The organism is Leptolyngbya sp. FACHB-671 (genome assembly GCF_014695745.1).
Taxonomy (GTDB): Bacteria; Cyanobacteriota; Cyanobacteriia; order Elainellales; family Elainellaceae; genus JAAUTN01.
Map to the genome: position 1 here is coordinate 112,771 of NZ_JACJOV010000051.1, position 25,324 is coordinate 138,094.

Consider the following 25,324-nt stretch of genomic DNA (forward strand, 5'->3'; position numbering starts at 1 on the left):
GATCAGAAAACACTGCCCAACTCAGTTGTCCTGATTTGAAAGACCTGCCATGATCAGGAATTATGCTGAAATTTTTGCTTGCACTGCTGCTGCTGATTATGACCTGGACAGGAAGCCTTCTTCCTGCTCAAGCTCAGGCGATGGAAACCCCGTCTGCTGCTGAGATAGAAACGGTTGAAACGCTCCGCGATCAGGCGTTTACCGCAACTAATGAAGGAAAGTTTGCGATCGCAGAAGAGTCTTGGACGAAGCTGATTAAACAGCTACCCGATAACCCTGCTCTTTGGAGCAATCGAGGAAATTCCAGGGTCAGCCAAAACAAGCTAGAGGAAGCGATCGCCGACTACAACAAAGCGATTGAACTGGCACCGAATGCACCCGACCCGTATCTGAATCGCGGTACTGCCCTGGAAGGATTGGGTCGCTGGGAAGAAGCGATCGCCGACTACAATCGCGTTCTGGAACTAGAACCCCAAGACCCAGCCGCTTACAACAATCGCGGCAACGCCAAAGCCGGATTAGGGCAATGGGAAGAGGCGATCGCCGACTACAGAACGGCGGCTGACATGGCTCCTCAATATGCATTTGCGCGGGCGAATTATGCGATCGCCCTCTACCAGGTTGGCGAAACCGAAGAAGCAATCCGCACCATGCGAAACCTGGTTCGCAAATATCCCCGCTTTGCCGACATGCGGGCGGCTCTCACGGCGGCCCTCTGGGTCAACGGGCAGCAGGGCGAAGCCGAAAGCAACTGGGTCGCGACCATTGGCTTGGACTCGCGCTACAAAAACCTTGACTGGGTAGCTCATACGCGCCGCTGGTCGCCCGCCTTGGTAGATGCACTAGAGAAATTTTTGACATTGAGCTAAGTCTAAACAGGAATTAATCCCCGAATACCGAGCGTTTAGTTGTGATGACGTTTCCTGCCTCATCAAACTGAACCTCGAAGCCGACCCAGGCTAAATCACACATGCCGTGGCATCCGCCATCGTTTCCATAGAACCAATATGATTCTTGCCACTGGGTACTGCTAGATTCGGGTGAGCCAGGCAAAACGGCTGCAACTTCTGCTTTGCTCATTCCGGGTGTAATTTGCTTAAACTTCTGCTCTGAAAAGCCTTGCGGTAGTCGAGTATCAATCAAGGGATAGAGCGGAAAATAGCTCTCTGTACGGGACCACAATAAAGCCAACAGCAGCAAAAAACACGTTCCAAAAACGGTTAGGACTTTCACAACTTCCTCCTTTTCACACCACTTAAAAACCAATTACTTCTTGAATCAGCGATCGCCCTATTAAGTAGTCGCGCTAATTCAGCAATTTTTTGGAATTAGTTGTTGCAATTGGTTTTGCAGAAAAGCTTGGTGAAACCGAAAACGGCGTTCTAGAGCAACGGTCAGCAGGGCGAGGCTGAAGGCAATTCGTTGCGGCTGTTGGATTAGATTCACGTTATAAGAATCTGGATTAGGTTGTTGCCCATAACCCTTTGCTGGTTGCTTGCCCTAGTTGAGCTGCTGGAGAAGTTTTTGACGCTAAGTTACTCCTTTTCCACTGAAAGATCAGGGAGTACCCCTGCGAAGCGGAGATACGTCCCTGATCTTCTAGAACCTAATCTTCAATTAGAAAGGGAGTAAGCTTTAGCAGAGCTAATCCATGTACACTACACGCTCAGTTTTGATAACTTCTCCTGCTTCATTGAAGTAAATTCCAAAGCCAATCCACGCCAGATCACACCAGCCATTACATCTACCATCGCACCCGTAATTCCAGTACGAGTTTTGCCAGTAGGAGCTTCCTGCTTCGGGTGAACCGGGCAAAATGGCTGCAACCTCTGTTCTGGTCATGCCCTGCGTGATCTGCTCGAATTTTTGTTGTGAAAAGCCTTCTGGCAGTGTTGTATCAATAAATGGATAGAGTGGGAAATAGCTCTCCGTGCGGGCCCACAACAAAGCTAAGAGCATGATAAAACACGTCCCAAAAACAGTCAAAATTTTCACCGTTTTTCTCCTGTCGCACCGTTTGAAAATTAATCCTTCCAGGCAATTTTAGGGTTTGTACAGATGCGATTGACTGTCGCCCCTATTAACCCATCGTGCCAATTCAGCATTTTTGGGACTTGTTTCGGAGAAAGGTTGCAACGACTTTTAGTTGCACATCGCGTGACAGAGCTGACGGAAGTGATCGCCACGCTGCTCAAAATTTTCGTATTGGTCAAAGCTGGCGCAAGCAGGAGAGAGGAGAACGACTTCAGCGCTGTACTGTTTGGCGAGTTCTGCACTGCGTTTTACAGCACGATCCATTGTTTCAACCGTTTCATACGATGAGTAACCAATTCGGTTGAGGCGTTGAGCAAAGGCGGGGGCGGCACTGCCAATCAGCAATACGGCAGCAGCTTTAGATTGGATTGTAGCAAGCCAAGCCTGATCGTCTCCGGCTTTTGCCTCACCACCTGCAATCAGGATCGCAGGGCTTTTGACGGACGCAAGCCCAACTTGGGCTGCGTCGTAGTTGGTGGCTTTGCTGTCATTGATAAAGTCGATGCCTTGCCAGGTGCAAATATGTTCGAGGCGATGGGCAACTCCAGGAAAATCACGAACAGCTTGGGCGATCGCTTCTTTCTCAATTCCCGCCAACTTCGCTGCCGTGATTGCCATCAGCAAATTTTGGCGATTGTGATTCCCGACCATTCGCAGTGCAGAGACTTCGACAATCGGTTCTCCTTGAGCGATCGCCCAGCCATTCTCGATGTACGTGCCCTGCTCAGGATTGGCAACCAGATCAGCTTTGCCGGTCACGCTCGTCCAGTAGGCGTTTTGCCAGCGATCGCCTCCCGTTTTCCGCAGGTAGGGGTCGTCTCCATTTAACACCTGGTAGTGAGACTGGTTTAACAAATGCGCTTTGATGTTGAAGTAATTCTCTAAGGTATAGTGACGGCTCAGGTGATCGGGCGTGAAGGTTGTCCAAACGCCGATTCGGGGCGCAACTGAGGCGGAAGATTCGATTTGGTAGCTGCTAAGTTCAGCAATCACCCAGTCAGGGGGATTAGGAATTGGGGATTGAGGGTTGGGGGGAAGGGTGGTGAGGGCAAGGTCGCAGGCGGCATAGCCGATATTGCCACAGGCAGGAGCGTTGAGTCCGGCAGATTGAAAGATGGCGGAGATTAGGGCAGTGGTAGTGGTTTTGCCGTTAGTGCCGGTGATGCCGACCCAGGGAATGGAGTGGAGCGATCGCCAAGCCAGTTCCATCTCGCCGATGGCTTCAATCCCGAGTTTTCTGGCTTCAACGAGAGCAGGCAAATCCCAAGGTACGCCTGGACTGACGACAATTTGCTGCATCTCGGTCGGGTTGGGCTGAAAGGAATCTCCTAGTCCGACCGTAATTCCTTCTGCCTCCAGGTCTTGCTGCGTCTGGCGTAACGCCTCAGAAGTTTTAGAATCGCTGACTGTGACTTGCCAGCCCTGACGTTTTGCCAGCTTTGCAGCAGCGATTCCCGACTTTCCGATTCCGATGACGTAGACGTGAGACATAACAAGGAGCGACCCTAATTTGGCATCCCCCATGTTACCGTTTGAGGGACACCGGATGAATAAATTGGCGGTGAAACGATGCGTAGCCTCTACGATACAGATTTCTACGCTTGGACTCAGAAACAAGCTGAGCTATTGCAAATGCAGCAATGGAGCAGTTTGGATTTGCCCAATCTGATTGAGGAGATCGAATCGTTGGGCAAGCAGCAGCGTCGGGAACTTCGCAATCGTCTGAGTGTTTTGATCGGGCACTTGTTGAAATGGCAATATCAACCAGAACAGCGTAGCCGAAGCTGGTTGGCGACAATTCGAGTTCAGCGGCGTGAAGTTTTGCAGCTATTGCAAGAGAACCCTAGCCTCAAACCCTACTTGCAAGAGGCTTTACAACAAGCTTTTGAGACTGGTAGGGATCTAGCAGTCAGCGAAACGAATTTACCCTACAAAACTTTTCCGTCAGAATGCAGTTATTCGCTGGAACAGATTTTGAGCGATCGCTTCTACCCCGGTGAGTCCAGTTCTTTGACAGAAGAATCTTAGGGCGATCGCTCCTAACCCCCTCAGATGATGTACACCTTGTAAGGGCATAGCATTCGGGCAAAAGCTGCGTTTGAGACAATGAGATAGCTGCCGAATGCTATGCCCCTACTCGATGAAATGCACTGGTTTGAGGATGTTCTGCTAACCTTTCACGATCGCCCCAAAGTCCGCTAAAACTCGCGCATGGTTACGCAACAATCCCAGTAGATTCAGGCGATTGCGTTTGATATCAGGGTTTGAATCCATCACCAGAACACTCTGCGGACCATCGAAGAAGTTGCTGATGATAGGAGCAATTTGCTTCAGCCCATTGACCAGCTTTTGATAATCTCGCTCTGCCTGGGCTGCTTCAGTTTGGGGCACAAGCTGCACTAGCGCATCGTAAAATGCTTGCTCTGAGGGCTGCTGGAACAGTTTCGGCTGAACGACCACTTCAGGATTAAGCTGAATGGTGTCTAAGTTGCCCTGTTGCGCCAGTCGAGAGGCTCGGTTGACCGTTTCATAGATTGTATCCAGGTCCTTGTTTTGGCGAATAGCTTGGAGGAATTGAGCGCGATCGCGCACATCTAGTAAATCCTTCAATGCCCGTTCCGTGTATTCGGGGTCGTTCTCACCGAGAACTGCATTTACCAGGTCATAGTCGATCTGGTCTTCCTGCAACAGACTCCGAATCCTTTGCAGAAAGAAGTCTTGAAGTTGAGTAAGCAATTCGGCTGGGGTAGAGCGATGTGCCGCAAAATCTGCAACGACCTGCTCTAGTAAAAGATCCAGGTTTAAGGGCAGTTTGGCTGACCAGGTGATGTTGATAATTGCATTAGCGGCTCGTCGCAGCGCAAAGGGGTCAGATGAGCCAGAGGGCAGCATTCCCAAGCTGAAAATGCCGACTAGTGTGTCCAAGCGATCGGCAATACCAACTACTTGACCTGGTAGTGTTTGAGGAAGCTGGTCTCCGGCTCCACGTGGTAGGTAGTGCTCAAAAATGGCAGTGGCGATCGCCTCCGGTTCTCCACTCGTCAGCGCATATTTTTGTCCCATAATTCCCTGAAGCTCAGGGAATTCGCCGACCATTTGTGTCACCAGGTCGGCTTTACAAAGCAGTGCTGCTCGTTGAATCAATTCCTGCTGTGCGTCATTGACCTGAAGCTGACCGGCAACCCGATTGGCAATTTTGCTGAAGCGATCGACCTTATCGCGCACCGATCCCAAGTCTTCCTGGAAGGTGACTTTCTCTAATCGCGGCAGATAATCCTCTAGGGGAATGGTGCGGTCTGCATCGAAAAAGAACTTACCATCAGAAAGTCGAGCGCGAATTACTCGTTCGTTTCCAGCAGCGATCAAATCTGACTTTGCTGGATCGCCATTCGAGATGGTGATGAAATAGGGTAAAAGTTCCGTGGAATCTTCCTGCTTGAGAACAGGAAAATAGCGCTGGTGGCTTTCCATCTCAGTGATGATCACTTCGGCAGGCAATTCCAGGAAGTCAGGATCAAACTTGCCGACGACGGCAGTGGGCCATTCCACTAAGTTGGTGACTTCTTGCAACAGGTTGGGCGAAACTGATGCAGAACCGCCTAATTCTTTTGCTGCTACCTGCACCTGACTCTGAATTTTAGTTTTGCGCTGTTCTGGGTCGGCTTCGACAAAGCCAGAACGCAAATTGGCAAGATAGTCTGACGCAGCAGAAATGTTGATTGGCTGTGGATGGAGAACGCGGTGAACCTGGGAAGTGCGATCGCTCGTACAGCTTTCCGAACCGTTTACCAGCGTGATTGGTAAAACTGTGTCGTCTAGCAGCGTCACTAGCCAGCGAATCGGGCGAGGAAACCTCAGATCTCCGTCGCCCCAGCGCATGAACCGTCGTCCTTCCAGGCTAAAGATCCAGTTAGGAATTAGTTCTGTGAGAATTTCGGCAGTGGGACGACCGGGAATTTTTTGCTGGACGAAGACAAACTCGCCTTTATCAGTCGCACGAACCTGCAAATCGCTCAATTCGACATTACGCGAACGAGCAAAGCCTTCTGCCGCTTTGGTGGGTTGTCCATTTTTGAAAGCCGCTTGAGCAGGTGGCCCTTTTACCTCTTCTTCGCGGTCGGGTTGCTGAGCAGGCAACCCTTTAATCAGCACTGCCAAACGTCGTGGCGTGCCGTATAGCTCGATCGCTTCTGAGGTCAAGAAACGTTCGGACAGGCTAGCCGGAATGCGCGATCGCCACTGTGCTAGCGCTTCGTCCACAAAGCTCGCTGGCAATTCTTCAGCCCCAACTTCCAACAAAAACGTCGCCATATTTGCAATGATTCAGCAATTCACACTAGCCAGTTCCAACAGTTTAACGTGCAGTGTCTCATGCAATAAACTCTTGCATGAGACAGTAGCCCCGTAGGTTGGGTGAAGCAAAGCGGAACCCAACAGGATTTATGCAAACGTTAGGTTTTACGGTGTTCTACCCAACTGACATCTACTGACGCATTCCTTACTCAAACAATTAGGTGCTTGCACCCAGGCTGGCAGAATCTCGGATATGTTCTAAGGTCAAAACTCCAACGGCTGAGCCATTATCCAAAACAGTTAGCTTTTGTGCCCCGGTTCTCAAAATTAGAGAAAGTGCATGGCGCAAGCTTTCATCACGGGCGATCGTGGGTTCACCATTTTGACTGAATCCTTCTGGCGCATTCACCATCGCCGTTTCGACGCGCAGCAAGCTTAGCTGACGCACCATATCATCAGCTCCCATTAGGTTATACACAAAGTCGTTGACGGGCTTGGTGAGAATGTTGAACGGCGTATCGTACTGAATGATGTGCCCTGCTTGCATGATCAGAATTTTGTCAGCCAGCCTCAACGCTTCTTCCACGTCATGGGAGACAAACAGAATGGTCTTCTTGAGCTGCCGCTGAAGCCGCAAAATTTCGTCCTGAAGACTGGCGCGAGTAATCGCATCGATCGCCCCAAAGGGTTCATCCATCAGCATTACATTCGGGTCGCCAGCTAGCGCTCTGGCTAGTCCAACTCGTTGCTGCTGTCCCCCTGAAAGTTGGGCAGGATAGCGATCGCGATATTCCTGGGGAGGCAACTCAATCAACGTCAATAGCTCGTCAATTCGCAGTTGAGTTTTTGATCTCGACCAGCCCAGTAGCTTTGGCACCACCGCAATATTTTGCGCCACCGTCATGTGCGGAAACAATCCCGACTGCTGAATTACATAGCCAATCTGCTGACGCAGCTTTGTCACCTTTAGCTGCCGCACATCTGCATCATCCAGGTAAATTCTGCCTGACGTTGGCTCGTACAGCCGATTTACCATCTTCAACAGTGTTGTCTTGCCACAGCCTGACGGCCCGAGAATCACAACCAGCTTGCCTGACTCAATTTCGCAGTCACAATGATCTACAGCGGGTCGAGCCGCACCCGGAAATCGCAGGGTTACTTGATCAAAACGAATAGCGCTCACAGGCATCTCCCGCTTAAAGGGCGTGGGGTTCAGGGGCTAGGGAAAGAAGGCGTTTTCGCATTCTTCATCCTTCAATTAACCCTTCTTGAGTTAAGAACTCTTTGGCAACTTCCGCAGGTTCGCGCTGGTTGCCGCTGACTTCATAGTTGAGTTGCTGCATTACCTCATCCGTTAGTAAGGGGGCAAGCGCATTCAGCGCATCGGCGATGCCAGGATTTGCGTCTAGAGCTTCCTGACGAACGACGGGTGCAACTTGATAGGGCGGAAATAGCTGTTTGTCATCTTCGAGCAACACCAGGTCAAAAGCGGCAATTTCGCCATCAGTGCCGAATGCAACTGCGACATCGGCTTCGCCATCCACCAAAGCTTGATATCTCAGTCCTGGATCGACAGCCTTGTATTCAGCAAGCTCAAAATCACCGTATGCTTCCTTGATTCCTGGCAAACCGTCTTCGCGCGCCTCAAATTCTGGTGGGCCAATCATGACCAGTTCGCCTGCCTTAGCTGCCATGTCAGAAATTGTCTTGACCCCTAAAGAGTCGGAGGCTTTCTGGGTCATAGCGAGTGCCTGAGTGTTATTCATGGGGGAAGGCTCTAGCCAGACCAGGTCGAACTGTTCTTTGTAGCCCTCGGTAACGGACTGATAAACGGCTTCCTGGTCGCTGTTGACGGGCAATTTTAGGACTGTTAATAAACCTGTGCCTGTGTATTCTGGGTAGAGGTCAATCTGATTGCTCTCAAGGGCGGCTTGGGCGACGGGTGTTCCCCCTAGATTTAACTTACGTTCGACTTGAAGTCCAGCATTTTCTAGCACCAGAGCATACATTTCACCGATGATGAACTGCTCGGTAAAGTCCTTGGAACCCACTCTAATCGTTGCGGCATCGCCACCTTCTGCATCACCCCCTCCTCTACCTGTACAGGAGACGATGACGAATGCTGTGAACAGTGCCAGCAGGGGAAGTACCAGCAGACGACGAGTGAATTTCATAGCAGATCCCTCACCGAGGTAGGACGATAGACAGTTAACCGCAACATAATCTCACCCCGACATCATACCGAACTCCACCTAAAGTTAATAAGTCGTGAAAAGCACAATACATTTGTCACTTATTCAAATGTCTTTAGTACATACGTCTTAAGGTGAAAATTGAGAATTTTTGGAAACAAAATTCAATATCTCGTTAGGATTGAATTACAAAAGTAAACATTTGCGATCGCCATGAATACCTCCTCCTCTCTAATCTTGCGGCGACTGGCTACAATTCTTGCGGTTATTACCCTCACCCTAACGCTGCTGGCTGCTGTAACTGGCGTACTTTTAGCGTTTTACTACACTCCCACTGCGGGCGGCGCTTACAACTCTTTGGATGCGATCGCCACCGAGATTCCCAATGGCACTCTAATTCGCAGCCTGCACGACATCGGCGGCAATGGGCTAATTGGGGTAGCGCTGATTGAGTTGATTGTGCTGTTTTTGGGTCGGCGATCGCAGCCGAGCTGGTTCACTGCCTGGGTCAGCGGTATTGTACTGATTCTCACAGGAATTGGTCTGGGCTGGACGGCGATGATTCTAGACTGGTCGCAGGTTGGCTACTGGCGCTTTCAAATCGAGCTAGGCGCAATTGAGGCAATTCCCCGCATTGGCGGTCGGCTTAGAGATGTGTTGACGGGCGGCGGTGCGGTGAACACGACGACGGTACAGCACCTTTACACATTGCATAGCTACATTTTGGCGATCGCTGCCGTTATCCTGGCGATCGTTCATCTGGTCTCGCTGCTGTATGCTTCTAAACCTCGTCAACCCCTGGAAGAATCGTCTGATTCAGATTCTCTAGAAAATCTAGAAGTTTTGGGCAACGAATAATTGACGCCAAATGACAACGCTAGATGGCAAAGTGAATACACACGGTTGATTTGCAGCCAATATACTTGAACGATACTCAATAGGATTGGTTGGAAACCTTCAGATTTACGTTGCTCTACTAGGCTCCAATGCACCCCAAGTCGCTGAAGGTTACATTCGCTCTGGAGGCGGAAACAGTCGAAGAGGCAGTCGTTGTCCTCGGTGAGCGTTTCCTGCGTTCGACCAAGACGGGATGCCGGATTGTCAAGCAGGCAACCCACTTTAGCTTGGCTGAACTTTGCAAATCGCTGATCGAAGATTGGAAAAACGCCAAAATTGCCTACACCAAGGGTGAAGTGACGCTGGTTTTTAGTGGCGGTGAGCTAGACACCGAAGCAGATTTGCTGGTCTATTCTCCTGAGCAGGGCGATCGCTTCCTCTATTCCAAGCGCATTGCTTCATCTACTGCGACCTTAGAGCAAACTGTTGAACCGCAGATTATTAATACCCTCAGCCAGCATTTGCAAACGGTAAGCGCTGCCCTGGCTGAACTGGCGGCAAATCAGCGCTCCGTAGAAAGCAGGATGCAAGACCTGTCTGAACAGGTTGCCAACAATCAATCTGCTGCGGATGTTTCTGCTGAGGCTGCTCCTGCTGTAGGTATTAGTGAAATTCGGGAAGCGATCGCCCAAGCGCTCAAGGCTCAGACCAGGCAGCCTAAACCATTGGATGCGGGTGAGATTCAGAAGGCGATCGCCCAAGCGTTTCAAGCTCAGACTGACCAGCTAAAACCCGTAAATATTGGCGAGATTCAGGAAGCGATCGCTCAGGTACTCAAAACTCAGACTAATCAGTTTAACCCTGTCGGGGTTGGTGAGATTCAGGAAGTGATCGCCCAAGCGCTTCAAGCTCAGACTGACCAGCTAAAACCCGTAAATATCGGCGAGATTCGGGAGGCGATCGCACAGTCCCTCAAAATCCACGCTGCTCTGTCTAAACAGCAGCTTGAAGAGGCGATCGCTCAATCGCTCAAAGCCCAAACCGATCAGTTTAAGCAGCAGCTTCAGGTGGCTCTAGACGCGCAGGCAGCCTATTTTGTCAAAATTCTCTCTAGCCAACTAAGCTCAACGGCTCTGCACTTTAGCGAGCGGGTAGACAGCTTGCAAAACCAATTAACTGAATTGGCGGCTCAAGTTGCGGAATTAAGGACATCGGGGCAGGCTGAACTACCTCCTCCGCCCCAGACCGAAGCCGAATGGCTAAAGCGCTTTAAGGAAACTTGGGGAACGGTGGGTGACTACGAGCAATATAGCTCTAGCCATCGTGAAGCCAATGCAGAAACGCCGCTCTACTGTATCCCTGACTGGATTGCACTATGTGAACTAGATTGGGCCTGTCAGCTCAACCCAACCTTGGCTCGTCTGCAAACTTTGATCTACGGTGAAAACGGTATCGGTTATGAAGTGGCAGATATTTTGCAGCAGTTTGGCTGTCACGTCGATCCTCAAACGGGTGAACGTTATTACATCTACCATCAAGGCGGTTTTAATGCTTCCGAAGCGCTGTGGCAGTTTGTCAACAACCCGCAGTACTCCTGGTTGCCAGAATTAAAACGGCTGTGGCAAGGATTGGGCGATCGCCAACACGAAATTTTCAGGCTGTTTGGTTGGGAGCAAGAGGCGATCGCAGCCCTGGAGAGTATTAGCGATCGCACCTACCAGGAGCGGCAGGCTTACGACCCTTGGACTTCCCAGAAGAAAACTAGGGATACGCTAAGCGACTACCTAACCCTGCTGAATCTCGGCCCATTTACACCCATTACCTTTGAGTCAATCAAGAGAGCTTACAAACAGGCAATGAAAGTTGCCCATCCGGACGCTGGCGGCAGCAAAGAGCAAGCCCAGCGGGTAAACGAGGCCTACGCCGCTATCCTGGCTCACTATTTCCCAGAAGCAACCTGATTCCGGCGGCTCTAGTTTTTGACCTCGAGCTTATTTACTCGCCTTACTGGTTCCGTTGGATGCAGGGGTGGAATCTGCTGAAGACAAAGCTTTGTCTAGCACTGTACGGGCTTCCTCAGCCTGGGTACGAGCTTCGCGGTAGCGCACATTAGCTTGAGCAAAAGTTTTGAGAACCTTGAAGCCTTCCTTGAGGCTCTCTAGCTCTGCTTCATCAACCGCCTCATCGGTAAACAAGGTGTCAATTTGGGCGCGCACCTTCATTGCCTCAGAACGAGAGGTTTGCACCTTGAGTTTGAGAGTTGCGAGGTTACTAAGAACTTGCACTGCCTGAGTTACGGCATCTTCATCATCAGTCGTCACGGGTTTTTGCTCTTTAACTTCAATAAACTGTTGTGGACTAAATCCATCTGACAAATCAGTTGGCAGTTCACCCGACTCCATCAATTCCAGCAGTTGATCCATCGCTTTATCACGAGCTTTAGATGAATCTTTACCAGGAACGGTCAAAATTACTTCAGGACTCTGGGCTAACGTGTATTGAACCATAATTTTGAGATAGTACTTTTGTACTGATTCTAATCCCTGGCGCGTTGAAAAAGCAGCAAAATAGCGAACTTTTTTGTCCAGACCCTAACGGTTGCTTAATATAGCAGTTCTCAACCGCTCAAAGCGCAATTCTCAAATTTTTGTCGTTTGTCCGGGGTTTACGGACAAGACCGGTGAGCGAAATAAATTAAGCTTTGCCGCTTCCCATGAGATACAGCAATGCCATCCGAACGGCAACGCCACTTGTGACCTGCTGGGGAATCAGGCTGATTTTGGGGTCATCCATTAGCTCAGAGCTGATTTCTACGCCCCGGTTAGTCGGTCCGGGGTGTAGCACTTTGACGTTGGGTTTACAAAGTTTGAGGCGATCGCTAGTAACCCCAAACTGCTGATGATATTCCCGAAGGCTGGGCAACAGATGTTGGGTCATGCGCTCCTTCTGTAGTCGCAGGGTCATGACGAAATCTGCATCTTCCAAAGCGGGATCGAGATCCCAGTGGAGGAAGAGTTTGCCGGGGGAAGGATGAGGAATGAGGGATGGGGAATGAGAAGTGGGGGGTTGGCGATCGCGGGATGCGGTGTACTGTTCAAATAACTTAGGCAGCAGGGTGGGTGGTCCAGCCAGGTGAACTTCAGCTCCGCTGGCAGTGAGGCTCCAGATGTTAGAGCGAGCTACGCGGGAGTGCAAAATGTCGCCCACGATCGCCACTTTTTTCCCTTCCAGCAGCGAAAAACTGGGATAGTCCGGGTCGAGGGCAGAGCAGATGGTAAACAGGTCAAGCAGCGCTTGGGAAGGATGTTCGTGCTGACCGTCTCCGGCATTGAGAACGCCGACGTTGGAGTTGAGCCGATCCATTTCGGTGGCGATCGCCTGGGGTACGCCTGCTTCGCGATGCCGGATCACCATCAGGTCGGTGCCCATTGCCAAATAGGTTTTGGCAGTGTCCAGGATCGTTTCCCCTTTCGTTAATGAAGAGCTACCAGGGGTGAAGTTGAGGGTATCGGCTGAAAGCCTTTTGGCGGCAAGCTCAAAGCTGCTGCGGGTGCGGGTTGAAGGCTCAAAAAATAGATTGGCTACGACCTGTCCTTGTAGAGTGGGTACTTTCTTGGTGCGGCGCGATAGCACCTCCCGAAAGCTAGCAGCAGTCCGCAAGACAGTGTCGTATTCCTCTGTGGTGAAGTCAGCCAGGGAGATAATGTGGCGACGAGTCCAGGTGGTGGTAGACATGAGGGGCACTTCGTCTGAAGTGGAGAGGGTCTGAAGTAGGGAAGTCACAGCAGAAAAGCTCATCGAAAGGACTGCTGGGCTGCCAAATGTTATGGTGCCTCAAATAACGGTCTTCGGTACAGATTCTCAAAAATCCGCATACTTGCTGTTAAGAGTTTCTAAAACCCAAAGAACCTTCACACTTCCCAAGGAAAGTATGAAGGTTCTTGGTTCTTGTTTCCTCGTTACAGAGCTGCTCCTCGCTACAAGGCTCTGCCTTGTCATGCTAGGTCAGAGGCTCTGCCTCTATGTGGCTGTCACGAGGCAGAGCCTCGCTGTGGGCATTCCCAGGACCTGCCTGGGAACAAGGTTAACGAGGTTACTTGTAGGATTACAGAACTCCGACTGGGTTCTGAACTGCCTGGTGCTGAGGTTGAATTTGGATTTGACCGTCATCGTCGATGTCGGCGATCGCCACATCTCCATCTCCAATCCGTCCTGCCAACATCGCTTCTGCCAGATTGTCTTCAAGCAATCGGGCGATCGCTCGCCGCAGTGGACGTGCCCCATATGCAGGGCTGTAGCCTTCAGCCACTAAGCGCTCCTTAAAAGCTTCTGTCACTTCTAGAGCGATTCCCTGTTCGCCCAGACGAGTCGAAACTTCGCGCAGCATGATGTCTGAAATCTGCTTCACTTCCTCGCGGTTAAGCTGACGGAAGACGATGATTTCATCCAAGCGGTTGAGCAATTCAGGGCGGAAGTATTGCTTTAGCTCTTCGTTGACGAGCGATCGCACCCGGTTGTACTGAGATGCAGCCGCTGTATCGCCAGAGAACTCAAAGCCCAGACCACCACCGCCTTTCTCGATCACTCTAGAGCCAATGTTGGAAGTCATGATCAGCAGCGTATTCTTGAAGCTGACTGTGCGACCTTTAGCATCGGTCAGGCGACCATCTTCTAACAGTTGCAGCAGCATGTTGAAGACATCGGGGTGCGCCTTCTCAATTTCGTCAAGCAGAATGACGGTGTAAGGCTTGCGACGCACTGCTTCGGTCAACTGTCCGCCTTCGTCATAGCCAACGTAGCCAGGAGGCGAACCAATCAGCTTGGAGACGGTGTGTGACTCCATGTACTCCGACATATCCAGGCGAATCATTGCCTCTTCAGAGCCAAATACGCTGGCTGCTAGAGCTTTAGCCAATTCAGTTTTACCAACGCCGGTCGGCCCGGAGAAGATTAAGCTGGCAATCGGACGGTCAGGGCTGCTTAGCCTGACGCGCGATCGCCGCACCGCACGAGCTAGTGCCGTCACGGCTTCCTCTTGACCCACGACTCGCTCATGCAAAGTTGCTTCTAAATGCATCAGCGAAGCAGATTCCGACTCAGTCAGTTTACTCACTGGAATGCTTGTCCAGGAAGCTACGATCTGAGCAATATCCTCTTCAGTGACAGAAGGCTTCTGTTGAACAACTGAACCTTGCTGCTCTGCATCCCGAAGCTGCTTGATTTGAGCCTCAAGTGCCATCTCGCGATCGCGCAGTTTCCCAGCTTGGTCAAAGTCCTGATCTGTGACGGCGATCTTTTTCTCCTCAGTCACCTGACTCAATTCCCGCTTCAGATCCCGAATCGGAGACTGACGTGAATGTCTCAGGTGAATCATCGAACCTGCTTCGTCGATCAGGTCGATCGCCTTATCAGGTAAGAAGCGATCGGAGATGTAGCGGTCAGCTAGCTTAGCTGCTGCTTCCAGGGCTTCATCTGTGATCGTCAAACGGTGGTGTTGCTCATACTGTGGACGCAATCCTCGCAGAATGGCGATCGCCTCATCGACACTCGGCTCACCCACCATTACAGGCTGAAACCGTCGCTCTAGCGCTGCATCTCGCTCAATGTGCTTGCGGTATTCGTCTAATGTAGTCGCACCGATACACTGCATCTCGCCCCGTGCTAAAGCAGGTTTGAGCATATTGGCAGCATCCATGCCGCCCTCGTTTGAGCCTGCGCCAACTAGAGTATGAATCTCGTCGATCACGAGAATCACGTCATCGGACTCGCGTACTTCGCTGATGATTTGCGTCATCCGCTCCTCAAAGTCACCGCGAAAACGAGTTCCGGCTAATATCGAACCCATATCCAGGCTAATCACCTGCTTGTCGTACAGCGTTGGGGGAACGTTCTGATCCGCGATGCGCTGGGCAAGTCCTTCGGCGAGCGCCGTCTTGCCCACGCCCGGTTCACCTACCAGCACCGGATTATTCTTTGTGCGGCGACCCAAAATCTGGATCACCCGCTCCAGTTCACGCTCACGACCGACCATCGGGTCAAGCTTGCCCTCAACCGCCATTTGCGTCAGGTTTGTACCAAACTCTTCCAGCGCTCCTGACTTGCGGTTAGAGCGGTTAGCTGCCGAACGACCTTGCCCTCCGGCTGCGACGGGCGAAACTTCACTCAGCACCCGAATAATTTGAGTACGAATCTTGTCCAGGTCAAGCCCCAGATTTTGCAGCACTTTAGCGGCCACATTGTCTTTGTCCTGCACTAGACTCAACAGCATGTGGGCTGGCCCAACCGAGGGGTTACCCATCTGTCGCGCTTGCTGCACGGCTCCTTCCAAAATCTGCTTGGTCTTAGGCGTAAATGGCAACTCTGCTGGAATAAAGCCAGAACCACGACCAATCAGTTTCTCGACTTCAGTATGAGCATCCTCATAGGTAACGCCCATTTCAATTAAAACGGTTGCGCCTGCGCTGGTCGCTTCTTTAATCACGCCCAGCAAAATTTGCTCTGTGCCGACAAAGTTGTGTCCCATGCGTCGCGCTTCTTCCTGGGACAACATGATGACGGCGATCGCCTTGTCATTGAAATATTCAAACATTTGCGTAAAGCCTCACTAAAAATAATTGCACTAGCCACAAACACGCTGAGTCAGTCGAGCCAGATAGCAGTCTTGGTCATAGCTAGAAACCCGCTCAGCGTATTCAACCTGCTGACCCATCAGCGACTCAGCCAGTGCATGAAACTTGGGGAACCAGTTACGGAAATGAATCGGTTTAGACGGTTCCAGAAAATAAGCTTGAGTCTTGAGAAGGGCTGCAACCACACAACCCGCAATGAATCGGTAAATAGAACATCGCAGCCACCTCGCTCTATAAACATTTGTGTAGCTCATGTCTACTAATGTATCGCTGCAAGCAGGTTTTGCCGGGATGGAAAACCGAAGTAAAACAGGTGTAGATTCAGTACTATGAGGTTTTTTGCAGAGGCAAAAACTCAACCTGCAAACCGTCCTTTGGACGTGGAGTAGGAATTGTAGCCATGTCTAGGTCTTGATCGGGCAACAATTCCCAGCTATAGTGCCGCGCTAAGTGAACTGCAAATAGCTTCATCTCCAGTCGCGCAAATTCTTTGCCGATGCACTCTCGAATGCCGCCACCAAAAGGCACGTAGCCATATTTCTGTTCTTCCAGAGAAGCAGTGCGCTCTGGGTTGAAGCGCTCTGGGTCAAATCGATCAGGGTCAGGATAAGCTGCTTCGTCCTTGTGGGTTGGGCCAATTTGATACAGCACATTCCACCCACTGGGAATGCAGAAGCCATTATATTCACAGGTTTGCAGCACTTCCCGAAAACCACCGCCTACAGGAGAAATCAGGCGCAAAACCTCTTTGAGGACTTGTTCCAGATAGCTCATTTGCTTTAACTGCTCCAGCGTGATCGGTGCATCCCAGGGAAACTTCTGCTGTTCTTGCCGCACTCGCTCAAAGATTTGAGGATGCTGTGCCATCAGCAGGCAAAAGGAGGCGATCGCCGAAGTCAAAGTCTCGTGTCCGGCAAACAGCAGCAGCAAGATCTGGTCTTTCAGTTCTTCCAAAGTGAGGCGATCGCCCCCTTCATCTCGCGCCTGAATCAGCAGTCCCAACGCATCATCACCCGGATCGGGAGACTGCTGGCGATCGCGAATGATCGACTCTAGCTCCTGTAGCATCTGATCTCTTGCCCGCAGCGCCCGCCCAAATCGCGTCCAGGGAAAGTTTAGCGGCAGCGAAAACAGCCCCTCACACCACACCTCAAACAAACGACCCAATCGAGTTTCAGAACCTGCATCGAAGCCAACTAGCAGCTTACAGGCAATATCAAATGTGTAGTTTCGCAGTTCTGGATACCAGGTCAGCGATCGCTGCTCTTCCCAGCTTCTCAAGTAGCGCTGAGTGATGTCTTCCATCGCCGCAATGTATCCCGACAGCGCTCTGGGTAGAAAAGCTTGAGCCAAAAGTTTGCGCCGTGACTGATGGGTACCCCCCGTTTGTAGTGCTAGAGAAAGCGGACCTAAAAGCGCCTTCGTGCTCGGCGGCCAGGTCACAACAAAATACTGATTCTCATGAGTCAGAACAAACCGATTTGCCTCTGACCCACGCATAAAGATGGTCGGTTTTCCCAGCAGGCGAGTTTTGAAGACTGCCCCGTATTGCTGATGTCGCTTTTGAGCGAAGTTGCGATCGCCAAAAAAACTCAACGTTTCGCCCAATATAGGCAAACCATAGCGCCCCGGAGGCAAAGTGGTTGAACCCTTAGTCATTGTTATTCGTCATCATCAGCACTACAAGCAGGCACTTCTGCTTTCTTTAGCTTGACTGATGGATTAGACAAAAGCTACTGCCCCCTTACCTCTGCTGCAAAAATAAAAAACCTCTGGCGCGAAGCCAGAGGTTAAATCAGGGTGCATCTACCATTCCTCTATTCCAGTTGGTCCCCTGCGATCAGGAAAATTCCCAAAAGAATTTTTCGCCAAAGTTTTCAACCACCACTTCAACTCGGCTTCATCCAAATTTTGTTTGCTGAACCCACTTATTACAGTGTTGCGCTTATCTAACAAGCTCCGGCTTTATTTCAGTACCACTTAGGCATTTAATTTGCTTGAATAATTCTTTGGCAAGGTAGTAGATATACGGCTATTTAGCGATTTTTCAATTCATTGATTACATAGCAATTAAGCAAAAAAATAATTTCTCACTCGTACTTAAACTTATGTGTAGAGAAATTCCGTGAACATACGGGGCGACAAATTTTGACAGTTGAGCAAAGTCATTTAGCGGGACACCTTAAGAATCTCGGCAGAAAACTGCGTCTAAATCTCAGAAACTATCATCTGGATTAAATTCTTTATCCTGCTTAACCTTTGGAAACTTAAAGATAGCTAAATAAATAAACAATGCATTTGTTGCTATTCCTCTGCTTTCAACCGTTTCAGCAATTCCTGCAATCAACCGGAAACCTGGGGTAAACATTTAGCCATAGTTGTTTATATTGCTTAAGTAAATTCAAAGCTGGTTAAGCTCTAAGCTTGACAGTTTGATTCTGCTCAAAACCGTTTAAAGAATAGAATCTCTTAACTTTTGAACGTGAGATCAGGCATTGAGCTGATAAATTTCGCTTTTTTGGAATTAATCGAAAAGTAGGTATTCACCCCGTCCCCCTGCTAAGTCCTAGTTGCTAAAAAGATGCTGATGAACGACATCACTTCCACCTCGATTAAGGAGCTTAGCGTTATGGCTTTAGAGCCACATGCATTCATGAACAAAATGGCCACCCGAATTGGTTTCACCCCTGAGGATAGAGCGTTGCTTCAAGCCAACGCAGAGTGGGGTCTAAAAGTTGCACCAGAAATGGCTGACCATTTCTATGCCTACTTAGGTCGTGATGCCGAGATGAGTACAATCCTCAATGCATCTGAGGGTAGGATCCATCGTTTGCGTGAAACTTTTGTGCAGTGGTTCCACGAAATGTTTACAGGGATGGATGAGTGGGGGAATGCTTATGCCGATCGCCGCTGGCGGATTGGCTTAGTTCACGTTCAAATCGGCATCGGACCTCAGCACGTTGTTCCGGCAATGGCAACCGTTGTTCAGGAATTCGGTAAGCGGCGCGTAGCAGACGGAATGTCTGATGCAGTGCAAGAATCCCTCGGTCGTATTTGCATGATTGACCTGGCATTTATCGAACAGGCTTACGTCGAAGTCTCCTCTGCTGCCGTTCTCAAAGAAACAGGCTGGACTGAAGGGCTGTTTAAGCGACTCATTGCTACGGGTGCTCATGCAATGTAGTTTTGCCCGTTCCAAAACCGACTTCCCTAGCTAATTTCACCTGTTTGAATCTGACCACCTACCAAAGAATTGAAAAGGATTTCATCATGGCTATCAGTACTGAAAAACTCAGCGGCATTCTGCAAAATTTTGTCACTTCTACCAATGACGTTCAGGGCGCAGCAGTGGTTACACCGGATGGTTTGCCCCTAGCAACCAGCCTGCCCGGAGCAATGGACGAAGAACGCGTATCGGCAATGTCTGCTGCGATGTTGTCTCTGGGCGAACGCATTGGTAATGAGTTGGCTAGAGGCACGATTGATCGCATTTACGTAGAGGGCAACCAGGGCTATGGCGTTCTAACGAGTTGCGGTGAAGATGCAGTTTTCTTGGTGTTGGCAAATCAGTCTGCTAAGCAAGGTTTGCTGATGCTTGAAATCAAGCGCGCCCTGACAGAGCTAAAGCTGGTTCTGATGTAATGGTCTCTCGGTTCATTTTCCCGTTCACCCTTCTACCGAGTGAGGCTTAATGGAAATCATGCGCCTGGTAGTAACCGGACCTGTGGGGGCCGGAAAGTCTACCTTCATTCGTTCGGTCAGCGAGATCGAGGTTGTTGACACTGACCGTCGAGCTACGGACGAAACTTTAATGCTAAAGAAAAGGACAACCGTTGCCTTCGACTTTGGGCGATTACAGTTTGGGCCGGAAATGGCGCTGCATCTTTACGGAACACCAGGGCAGTCCCGCTTTGACTTCATGTGGGACATTCTAATCCGCAAGTCCCACGCCTACATCCTGCTGGTGGCGGCTCACCGACCTCACGAGTTTCGGTCAGCCCGCCGCATCCTGGGGTTCATGAAGCAGCGATCGCAAGTTCCTATGATCATTGGTCTTACCCACACAGACTGTCCAGGAGCATGGGATGCAGAAAATATTGCCATTGCTTTGGGATATTTAGATGCAAACAGATGCCCTCCCATCATCACGGTGAACCCTAACCAATCTGCCTCGGTTGCTGAAGCTGTGATTGCGCTGGTACAGCATTCGATGCAAGGTTGCTTGGTTTAGCCTTGCCAAATTTAGCAGTCAAATTTAGCAGTCATATCAGCAGGAGTAGGGTGGGTACGACCCACCCTCACCGACTGTTAAACGGTTAGGCATGAATAGATTGGTTCACGATTCTGACAATTTTTAGGGCTTATTGAGAGGTAAGCAGGCAGTATGGCAATTACCGGATACCTGGCAGAGTTTTCTCTTGCAGAAATGTTTCAATTTTTGGAGCAGGGATGTAAGACAGGTTTGTTAAACATTTGTGCCTTGACTGGTTCTGGTGTAGAAGGACAGAAAAATCACTACATCTGGTTTAACCAGGGGCGAATTGTGGCGGCGGCTAGCTCCCTCAATCAGCAAGGATTAGTGACGATGATTGGACAGCGGGGATGGTTAGGCGATCGCGCCGCCTCTCGGTTGTCCCAAACTTGCACAATTGGTACCCCAATGGGGCTTTGCCTCAAAGCTCAGGGAGCGTTGACGGCTGAACAGCTAAAGCTGCTGTTTTATTCTCAAGTCATGCGTCAGGTTTGTGCGTTGTTTGAGTTGGGGGACGGTTGGTTTCAGTTTGACCCTAAAGTTCCTTTGCCCGCAGCAGAGATGACTGGACTGAGCGCTCCTGCAACTGAGGTAACACTAGCAGGCTTACGAGCACTGAAAGACTGGTCAGCATTAGCAGATAAACTACCCGACTCTACTTCAGCTTTGATCAGCATTATTGACGGCAAACCTCAACTTCGGCTAAATCAGGTGGAATGGCAGGTTTGGGAATTTACGAGTGGCTCTGTCTCGCTAAGTGCGATCGCCAGTCAGCTCCGGCTACCGGTCGAGAAGATTCAGCAAGTTGCCTTCCGGTTAGTTGTGTCTGCCCTGGCAGAAGAAATTCCGCTGATCGCAGAACCTATCTCGCTTACCCCGGAGACAGAACCCGCAGAACTCAGCGTCGCTCCCACAGAGGCATCTGCTGTGAGCCAATCCTTTCTACAAAACCTGGTTGGATTCCTCAGAGGCAAGGTTTAGCACTGAAACTGACTGATTTCTAGCAAAATTAACTTCAACACCCAAAAGAGTACCCAAGAAGGTAATGCGGAAGACTAAAGAATAGGTATTACTTAATTCATGCTGACAGTGAGTAAGTTACACTCCTTACTTCTTAAGCTGAAGAAAATCTGTAGTGTCCTGTAAACTTGTCTACTGATCCGTGTTAAGCATTTATCACCCCTGGATAAGCCCATGAGAGGAGAAACAATGATGGGATTGCTGTTAGCCATTTTGGAATTTCTGGAGTTCTTAGCTTCGCCAGTTGGTTTAACAGTCAGCCTTTGGATCAGTTTTTACTTTGTGCTCGTGCAAGTTTTAAGTTTTAATGTCCTGCTGGCTGTATTGGTGCCCGCAATTCCAATGATTGATTTGTATTTTTTATTGAAGCGATTAGAGTATTAATGAGTGTTGCTAAACATCACGTCGTCTTAAGTGATAAATAGAATCCCAAGCAAAATTAGTAAAACATATACTAGCTGACTAAATATTGCTTTTGGAATTTTTTTGCTAATTATTTCACCTGCCCAAGCACCTACAAAAATAGCCGGAAGAGAGTAAGCATAAAGTTGCAAAACTTGCGGTGTCCATAGTCCTGCTAATCCATGACTTGCAACAATAACCCAGTTCGTTAACAGGAAGTAGCCTTGCAGATTGATTCGAAAATAATCGGGTTCCCATCTTTGCAAGGTTCCGTAAATGACAATGATTGCTCCACTCGTGTTGTATGCACTGCCAAATGCTCCTGCAATAAAGCCAAAAATAACTGCTAATGCTGGATGGCGTGTCTGAGGTAGAGATAATCCCAATAGTTGGTAGAGCCCATAGAGAATTAACAGAATTCCTAATAGCGATTTAGCTAAGTCCTCTGAAGCAAAACGTAGTAGAACTAAGCCAAATGGAATGCCGAGAAATGTTGAAAGAATGAGCTGCCACAGTCGGCGTAAATCTAATGTGCGCCATTCATTGATCAGAAGAACTAGCGAGATAGTTGAACCCATCAAAGCGACGAGCGGTGTTGCAGTTTTTAGTCCAACCAGAAGAATCAGAAAAGGCATTGCAATCAGCGCATCGCCAAAACCAATTGCAGACCGAGTAAATGTTGCAAGAAAGAGGATGCTAGCAATAGTTAAGAGTGAGAGCATTTTTACTAAAATGCTCTCACTTTGCTAATAAATCACAAACTGCTTGAGCCGTTGCGGGAGCAAGCAATACGCCGTTGCGATAATGCCCTGTCGCGAGTAGAACGTTAGTGTATCCTGGTAGCGGTTCGATGATAGGCGCGGGACGACCGTATGGGCGAGGACGCAACCCTGACCAGGTTTTGAGAATTTTGGCTTGAGATAAAGCTGGACAGAGGGCGATCGCCCCCTCTAACACCGCATCCAGTTGAGCAGAATCAGCACTAACTTCCCCCGCATCATTAGGAAATTCAACCGTTGCGCCAACCCAATACTGTTCGTTGCCGAGCGGCACGAGGTGAATGTCATCGCCTGTAATCACGGGTTGAAAGTTGCGATCGCCCAGCGGATTCTCTAGCTGCAACTGTAAAGCCTGCCCTAAAACAGGACGAATATCAACGGGTTGAATCCCAGCTTGGGTAAGCAGCGTTGAGCCTAACCCAGCCGCAATCACAACCCAGTCGGCGGAGAAATTTCCTGCTGTTGTCTGAACCTGTTGACAAGTTTGTGATTCATCTGCCGTAGATTTCAATCCCAGCACTTGAGCGTCAAAGTGAAAGGTAACGCCCTTCGTCCGCGCTGCTTTGACCAAGGCTAACGTTAGTGTAGTGGGATCAACCTGCCGATCCTGGGGAGAATAAATTGCTGCCAGTACTTTCTCTGGATTAATTTGGGGACAGCAACGGAGTTTTTCTCTGTCCCAAATTTCTAATTGCCAGCCTTGCGTTTGGCGGGTTTCAGCTAATTGCTGCCACCGGGGTAAGGTTTCAACGTCAAAGCAGAGCATCAAAATGCCCTGCCGATTGTAAGGGATAGGTTGTTGGGCGATCGCCTCCAGTTCAGGAATCAGTGTCTCATAGCGCTGAATGCTGGACTGACGCATTCTCCAGGCATTTCCCTTAACTTTTTGGCTGATCGCACCCATGAGGACGCCCAATGCTGCACCTGTAGCGGCTTGAGCCGGGGGCTGACGATCTAACACGGTGATAGACAGATCGGGAATTTGGCTTAGCTCATAGGCGATCGCCGCCCCCACGACTCCACAGCCAACTACCACAACATGGGTCATTGAACTGTGTTAACAAAAGCCGATGGCATAAAGGCTACGGGCTGCTCAGACGCTGGAACAAGCTTCAGGAAAGTTTCAAAATCTGCCAGTGCGCCATTGTAATTACTCAAAGCTTTGCGGTTATCTCGCGCTTTGGCTGCTTCGTCGATTGCGATCAGGTGTTCAAACACTTCCTGGGCTGCAGCACGAGCTTCTGGCTGCACTTTGGGATCTAAGCTACGGGCTAGATTACCCATTCTGAAACGCAACTCACCCAAGGGTCCGTGGATGAAGGTTTCAACATCTCGCCAGCGTTGAGCCTGAACCAGAGGTGGAATTTCCAAGAGGCGATCGCGCAACTCCTGCACGTCAGCAGAATATCGCTCAATCTGAGCAAGTTGAGCCTCGGTGTAGGTCGGCGCTGCCGTTGTTGCGGGGCTGCTGCAACTGACAAGGAAAGCGGCAATGCCTGCCAAAACAAAAGCCAGAATAGATCGGTAACGTATCATAGCTTCCTAATTTTTAACATCAAACAACCAAGCCACCATTCTTTCGTAAGTCGATAGCTTGCTGCCTTTGTGAAGAAATATATCTCAAAATGATGAATAGTTTATAGCTCAGAAGTCAGAGGTTAGCAATCATTGATCAACTTATGAGCCTAAACTACCCCCCAAACTACCCATTGTGAGTAGCAAGATGCCTACTTGATTTGAACAGACAACACGCCCATATCACAGCAGATTGAGAAGAAGTTGTGCCTCTAAACAACCTGTCGCCGTAGGAAGGGGAGCAATACTTCACTCACTTTTTCATGCCAATCTTCTTGGGGATAATGGCCCACTTCTTCGAGTTGTACCAGGTCGGCAGAGGGAACGATTTTTGTAAAGGCTTCGGCAATGCTTAATGGCAACCAGGGGTCTTTGATGCCCCAGGCAAGCAAGGTAGGCTGCTTCCAGTTGGAGAAACCGGACTGAATTTCGGCTGTTGCTTGCTGAAGTTTGAGGTTTTGGACGACAGCGAAGAGCGATCGCCCCGCATCAGAGCTTTTCAAGAACGGACGGCGATAAACGTCCAGGTCTTCATCCTCAACTCGATAGCCGCCACCTCCTTCTAGAGTTCGATCGACCAGGAGCGGATCTTGAGTCAGCATTTCACCTGCTAAAGGCAGTCCCAATTGCTTGATTTTCCAGGGTAGTTTGGCGGTAGTTGTGATAGGAGCATTCAAAATCGCCAATCGCTCAATCTGGTCAGGATGGCGCAGTGCATATTGCAAACCAACAGATCCTAAAAATCCCTGAACGACGAGGGAAAATCGCTCGATTTCTAAAGCCTTGAAGAATTCTCCCAGTGCTTCGATGTAGGCATCAGATGTGTAGGCAAATTTGCGCCTGTCGGGCTTGGCAGACAAGCCAAAGCCAATCCAGTCGGGGGCGATCGCCTGAAACCCATAATCTGCCAGAGCCGGTAAAATGTGTCGCCAACCATAGCTCTGCGAGGGCAATCCATGCAGCAGCACAACAGGAACCTGCTTGGTTGAATTCACAGGGTCAGATGCACGGTAAAACCACTCCAGGTTTCCTGCTTCAATTCGATTCTCTGTTGTCTCCGCCATTTGCTTTAACTAACCCAGACTATTTAACCTGAGAATCTCGTTTCAGGTGTTGTCTGAGCTTACTGCTGAGGGGGGCTTTGATCAAGCAAACCAGGAGGAGCGTTACGCGAATTGCCTTATCAGATTTGTAGCTTTGATTAGCAATGCCTGAAAGTATTGATTTTTTGACATGATCTACATTTTGTAGTCTTTGTTACAGAAAATTGTGCTATAGTTCTTATGTACAGAATTTTTAGATACTAAATTA

Annotated in this window: 25 protein-coding genes; 9 read left to right on the top strand and 16 right to left on the bottom strand. The window is 49.7% G+C overall.

Features of this window, described 5'->3' with window-relative positions; all coding sequences use genetic code 11:
• Positions 1–62 precede the first annotated feature (62 nt).
• A complete protein-coding gene (locus tag H6F93_RS04735) occupies positions 63–869 on the top strand; it encodes a tetratricopeptide repeat protein (RefSeq protein WP_190679517.1) in 807 nt (268 codons plus the stop codon).
• A gap of 13 nt (positions 870–882) precedes the next feature.
• On the opposite strand, the gene H6F93_RS04740 is transcribed toward H6F93_RS04735, so the two are convergent.
• The 3 genes from H6F93_RS04740 to murD all read right to left on the bottom strand — a co-directional run bounded on the left by H6F93_RS04740 (position 883) and on the right by murD (position 3,525).
• The gene (locus tag H6F93_RS04740; protein WP_190679518.1) at positions 883–1,233 is read right to left on the bottom strand and encodes a hypothetical protein; all 351 of its coding nucleotides are present in this window, start codon (positions 1,231–1,233) and stop codon (positions 883–885) included.
• A gap of 411 nt (positions 1,234–1,644) precedes the next feature.
• Positions 1,645–1,995 carry a hypothetical protein gene (locus H6F93_RS04745; protein WP_190646463.1) on the bottom strand — a complete coding sequence of 117 codons (351 nt, stop codon included), beginning with the start codon at positions 1,993–1,995 and terminating at the stop codon, positions 1,645–1,647.
• Between the two features lie 147 nt (positions 1,996–2,142).
• Positions 2,143–3,525: a UDP-N-acetylmuramoyl-L-alanine--D-glutamate ligase gene (murD, locus tag H6F93_RS04750; protein WP_190679519.1), complete on the bottom strand. Its 1,383-nt coding sequence runs from the start codon at positions 3,523–3,525 to the stop codon at positions 2,143–2,145.
• 78 nt (positions 3,526–3,603) lie between these two features.
• Here murD and H6F93_RS04755 point away from each other — a divergent pair, with 78 nt between their 5' ends.
• On the top strand, positions 3,604–4,062 hold the full coding sequence (locus H6F93_RS04755) for a DUF29 domain-containing protein (RefSeq protein WP_190679520.1): 459 nt from the start codon (positions 3,604–3,606) through the stop codon (positions 4,060–4,062).
• Between the two features lie 141 nt (positions 4,063–4,203).
• Here the strand turns inward: H6F93_RS04755 and glyS are convergent, their stop codons facing one another.
• The 3 genes from glyS to H6F93_RS04770 form a co-directional block, all read right to left on the bottom strand.
• Positions 4,204–6,345 (bottom strand): glycine--tRNA ligase subunit beta, encoded by a 2,142-nt coding sequence (gene glyS, locus H6F93_RS04760; protein ID WP_190679521.1) that lies wholly within the window; start codon positions 6,343–6,345, stop codon positions 4,204–4,206.
• A 199-nt stretch (positions 6,346–6,544) separates the two neighbouring features.
• Positions 6,545–7,510: an ATP-binding cassette domain-containing protein gene (locus H6F93_RS04765; protein WP_190646467.1), complete on the bottom strand. Its 966-nt coding sequence runs from the start codon at positions 7,508–7,510 to the stop codon at positions 6,545–6,547.
• 64 nt (positions 7,511–7,574) lie between these two features.
• Positions 7,575–8,501 carry a glycine betaine ABC transporter substrate-binding protein gene (locus tag H6F93_RS04770; RefSeq protein ID WP_190679522.1) on the bottom strand — a complete coding sequence of 309 codons (927 nt, stop codon included), beginning with the start codon at positions 8,499–8,501 and terminating at the stop codon, positions 7,575–7,577.
• Between the two features lie 231 nt (positions 8,502–8,732).
• On the opposite strand from H6F93_RS04770, the gene H6F93_RS04775 reads away from it, so the two are divergent.
• Both H6F93_RS04775 and H6F93_RS04780 read left to right on the top strand, forming a co-directional pair.
• The gene (locus H6F93_RS04775; RefSeq protein WP_190646469.1) at positions 8,733–9,377 is read left to right on the top strand and encodes a cytochrome b N-terminal domain-containing protein; all 645 of its coding nucleotides are present in this window, start codon (positions 8,733–8,735) and stop codon (positions 9,375–9,377) included.
• A 128-nt stretch (positions 9,378–9,505) separates the two neighbouring features.
• Entirely contained in the window at positions 9,506–11,317 is a 1,812-nt protein-coding gene (locus H6F93_RS04780; protein ID WP_190679523.1) for a hypothetical protein, read from the top strand.
• A gap of 30 nt (positions 11,318–11,347) precedes the next feature.
• Here the strand turns inward: H6F93_RS04780 and H6F93_RS04785 are convergent, their stop codons facing one another.
• From H6F93_RS04785 to H6F93_RS34530, 6 genes are all read right to left on the bottom strand, one after another.
• On the bottom strand, positions 11,348–11,863 hold the full coding sequence (locus H6F93_RS04785; RefSeq protein WP_190679524.1) for a hypothetical protein: 516 nt from the start codon (positions 11,861–11,863) through the stop codon (positions 11,348–11,350).
• 187 nt (positions 11,864–12,050) lie between these two features.
• Positions 12,051–13,091, bottom strand: coding sequence for an aspartate carbamoyltransferase catalytic subunit (locus tag H6F93_RS04790; protein ID WP_190679550.1), 1,041 nt, complete (start codon positions 13,089–13,091; stop codon positions 12,051–12,053).
• 370 nt (positions 13,092–13,461) lie between these two features.
• Positions 13,462–15,945, bottom strand: coding sequence for an ATP-dependent Clp protease ATP-binding subunit (locus tag H6F93_RS04795; protein WP_190679525.1), 2,484 nt, complete (start codon positions 15,943–15,945; stop codon positions 13,462–13,464).
• 30 nt (positions 15,946–15,975) lie between these two features.
• Positions 15,976–16,239, bottom strand: coding sequence for a photosystem II protein, Psb35-related (locus tag H6F93_RS04800; protein WP_190679526.1), 264 nt, complete (start codon positions 16,237–16,239; stop codon positions 15,976–15,978).
• Between the two features lie 73 nt (positions 16,240–16,312).
• Positions 16,313–17,644, bottom strand: a complete 1,332-nt coding sequence (locus tag H6F93_RS04805; protein WP_190679527.1) for a cytochrome P450 — start codon at positions 17,642–17,644, stop codon at positions 16,313–16,315.
• 556 nt (positions 17,645–18,200) lie between these two features.
• Positions 18,201–18,332 (bottom strand): hypothetical protein, encoded by a 132-nt coding sequence (locus H6F93_RS34530; RefSeq protein WP_277881898.1) that lies wholly within the window; start codon positions 18,330–18,332, stop codon positions 18,201–18,203.
• 282 nt (positions 18,333–18,614) lie between these two features.
• Here H6F93_RS34530 and H6F93_RS04815 point away from each other — a divergent pair, with 282 nt between their 5' ends.
• The 5 genes from H6F93_RS04815 to H6F93_RS04835 all read left to right on the top strand — a co-directional run bounded on the left by H6F93_RS04815 (position 18,615) and on the right by H6F93_RS04835 (position 21,641).
• On the top strand, positions 18,615–19,169 hold the full coding sequence (locus H6F93_RS04815; RefSeq protein WP_190679529.1) for a protoglobin domain-containing protein: 555 nt from the start codon (positions 18,615–18,617) through the stop codon (positions 19,167–19,169).
• Positions 19,170–19,255: 86 nt separating this feature from the next.
• Positions 19,256–19,627 carry a roadblock/LC7 domain-containing protein gene (locus H6F93_RS04820; RefSeq protein WP_190646476.1) on the top strand — a complete coding sequence of 124 codons (372 nt, stop codon included), beginning with the start codon at positions 19,256–19,258 and terminating at the stop codon, positions 19,625–19,627.
• A 49-nt stretch (positions 19,628–19,676) separates the two neighbouring features.
• Positions 19,677–20,216, top strand: coding sequence for a GTP-binding protein (locus H6F93_RS04825; protein ID WP_190679530.1), 540 nt, complete (start codon positions 19,677–19,679; stop codon positions 20,214–20,216).
• A gap of 153 nt (positions 20,217–20,369) precedes the next feature.
• Positions 20,370–21,218 (top strand): DUF4388 domain-containing protein, encoded by an 849-nt coding sequence (locus H6F93_RS04830; RefSeq protein ID WP_190646478.1) that lies wholly within the window; start codon positions 20,370–20,372, stop codon positions 21,216–21,218.
• A gap of 213 nt (positions 21,219–21,431) precedes the next feature.
• On the top strand, positions 21,432–21,641 hold the full coding sequence (locus tag H6F93_RS04835; RefSeq protein WP_190646479.1) for a hypothetical protein: 210 nt from the start codon (positions 21,432–21,434) through the stop codon (positions 21,639–21,641).
• Positions 21,642–21,667: 26 nt separating this feature from the next.
• Here H6F93_RS04835 and H6F93_RS04840 read toward each other — a convergent pair whose 3' ends face one another.
• From H6F93_RS04840 to H6F93_RS04855, 4 genes are all read right to left on the bottom strand, one after another.
• Positions 21,668–22,381 (bottom strand): sulfite exporter TauE/SafE family protein, encoded by a 714-nt coding sequence (locus H6F93_RS04840; protein ID WP_190679531.1) that lies wholly within the window; start codon positions 22,379–22,381, stop codon positions 21,668–21,670.
• A gap of 16 nt (positions 22,382–22,397) precedes the next feature.
• On the bottom strand, positions 22,398–23,486 hold the full coding sequence (locus H6F93_RS04845; RefSeq protein WP_190679532.1) for an NAD(P)/FAD-dependent oxidoreductase: 1,089 nt from the start codon (positions 23,484–23,486) through the stop codon (positions 22,398–22,400).
• The gene (gene psbQ / locus H6F93_RS04850; RefSeq protein WP_190679533.1) at positions 23,483–23,974 is read right to left on the bottom strand and encodes a photosystem II protein PsbQ; all 492 of its coding nucleotides are present in this window, start codon (positions 23,972–23,974) and stop codon (positions 23,483–23,485) included. The genes H6F93_RS04845 and psbQ overlap by 4 nt, the downstream gene beginning before the upstream one ends.
• Positions 23,975–24,225: 251 nt before the next feature.
• The gene (locus H6F93_RS04855) at positions 24,226–25,077 is read right to left on the bottom strand and encodes an alpha/beta fold hydrolase (RefSeq protein ID WP_190679534.1); all 852 of its coding nucleotides are present in this window, start codon (positions 25,075–25,077) and stop codon (positions 24,226–24,228) included.
• Positions 25,078–25,324: the final 247 nt, after the last annotated feature.

Bases quoted from the DNA above. Each gene is read 5' to 3' on its own strand.
- H6F93_RS04735 (WP_190679517.1), top strand. From the start codon at position 63: ATGCTGAAATTTTTGCTTGCACTGCTGCTGCTGATTATGACCTGGACA.
- murD (WP_190679519.1), bottom strand. From the start codon at position 3,525: ATGTCTCACGTCTACGTCATCGGAATCGGAAAGTCGGGAATCGCTGCT.
- H6F93_RS04755 (WP_190679520.1), top strand. From the start codon at position 3,604: ATGCGTAGCCTCTACGATACAGATTTCTACGCTTGGACTCAGAAACAA.
- glyS (WP_190679521.1), bottom strand. From the start codon at position 6,345: ATGGCGACGTTTTTGTTGGAAGTTGGGGCTGAAGAATTGCCAGCGAGC.
- H6F93_RS04770 (WP_190679522.1), bottom strand. From the start codon at position 8,501: ATGAAATTCACTCGTCGTCTGCTGGTACTTCCCCTGCTGGCACTGTTC.
- H6F93_RS04775 (WP_190646469.1), top strand. From the start codon at position 8,733: ATGAATACCTCCTCCTCTCTAATCTTGCGGCGACTGGCTACAATTCTT.
- H6F93_RS04780 (WP_190679523.1), top strand. From the start codon at position 9,506: ATGCACCCCAAGTCGCTGAAGGTTACATTCGCTCTGGAGGCGGAAACA.
- H6F93_RS04785 (WP_190679524.1), bottom strand. From the start codon at position 11,863: ATGGTTCAATACACGTTAGCCCAGAGTCCTGAAGTAATTTTGACCGTT.
- H6F93_RS04790 (WP_190679550.1), bottom strand. From the start codon at position 13,091: ATGTCTACCACCACCTGGACTCGTCGCCACATTATCTCCCTGGCTGAC.
- H6F93_RS04795 (WP_190679525.1), bottom strand. From the start codon at position 15,945: ATGTTTGAATATTTCAATGACAAGGCGATCGCCGTCATCATGTTGTCC.
- H6F93_RS04800 (WP_190679526.1), bottom strand. From the start codon at position 16,239: ATGAGCTACACAAATGTTTATAGAGCGAGGTGGCTGCGATGTTCTATT.
- H6F93_RS04805 (WP_190679527.1), bottom strand. From the start codon at position 17,644: ATGACTAAGGGTTCAACCACTTTGCCTCCGGGGCGCTATGGTTTGCCT.
- H6F93_RS04815 (WP_190679529.1), top strand. From the start codon at position 18,615: ATGGCTTTAGAGCCACATGCATTCATGAACAAAATGGCCACCCGAATT.
- H6F93_RS04820 (WP_190646476.1), top strand. From the start codon at position 19,256: ATGGCTATCAGTACTGAAAAACTCAGCGGCATTCTGCAAAATTTTGTC.
- H6F93_RS04825 (WP_190679530.1), top strand. From the start codon at position 19,677: ATGGAAATCATGCGCCTGGTAGTAACCGGACCTGTGGGGGCCGGAAAG.
- H6F93_RS04830 (WP_190646478.1), top strand. From the start codon at position 20,370: ATGGCAATTACCGGATACCTGGCAGAGTTTTCTCTTGCAGAAATGTTT.
- H6F93_RS04835 (WP_190646479.1), top strand. From the start codon at position 21,432: ATGAGAGGAGAAACAATGATGGGATTGCTGTTAGCCATTTTGGAATTT.
- H6F93_RS04840 (WP_190679531.1), bottom strand. From the start codon at position 22,381: ATGCTCTCACTCTTAACTATTGCTAGCATCCTCTTTCTTGCAACATTT.
- H6F93_RS04845 (WP_190679532.1), bottom strand. From the start codon at position 23,486: ATGACCCATGTTGTGGTAGTTGGCTGTGGAGTCGTGGGGGCGGCGATC.
- psbQ (WP_190679533.1), bottom strand. From the start codon at position 23,974: ATGATACGTTACCGATCTATTCTGGCTTTTGTTTTGGCAGGCATTGCC.
- H6F93_RS04855 (WP_190679534.1), bottom strand. From the start codon at position 25,077: ATGGCGGAGACAACAGAGAATCGAATTGAAGCAGGAAACCTGGAGTGG.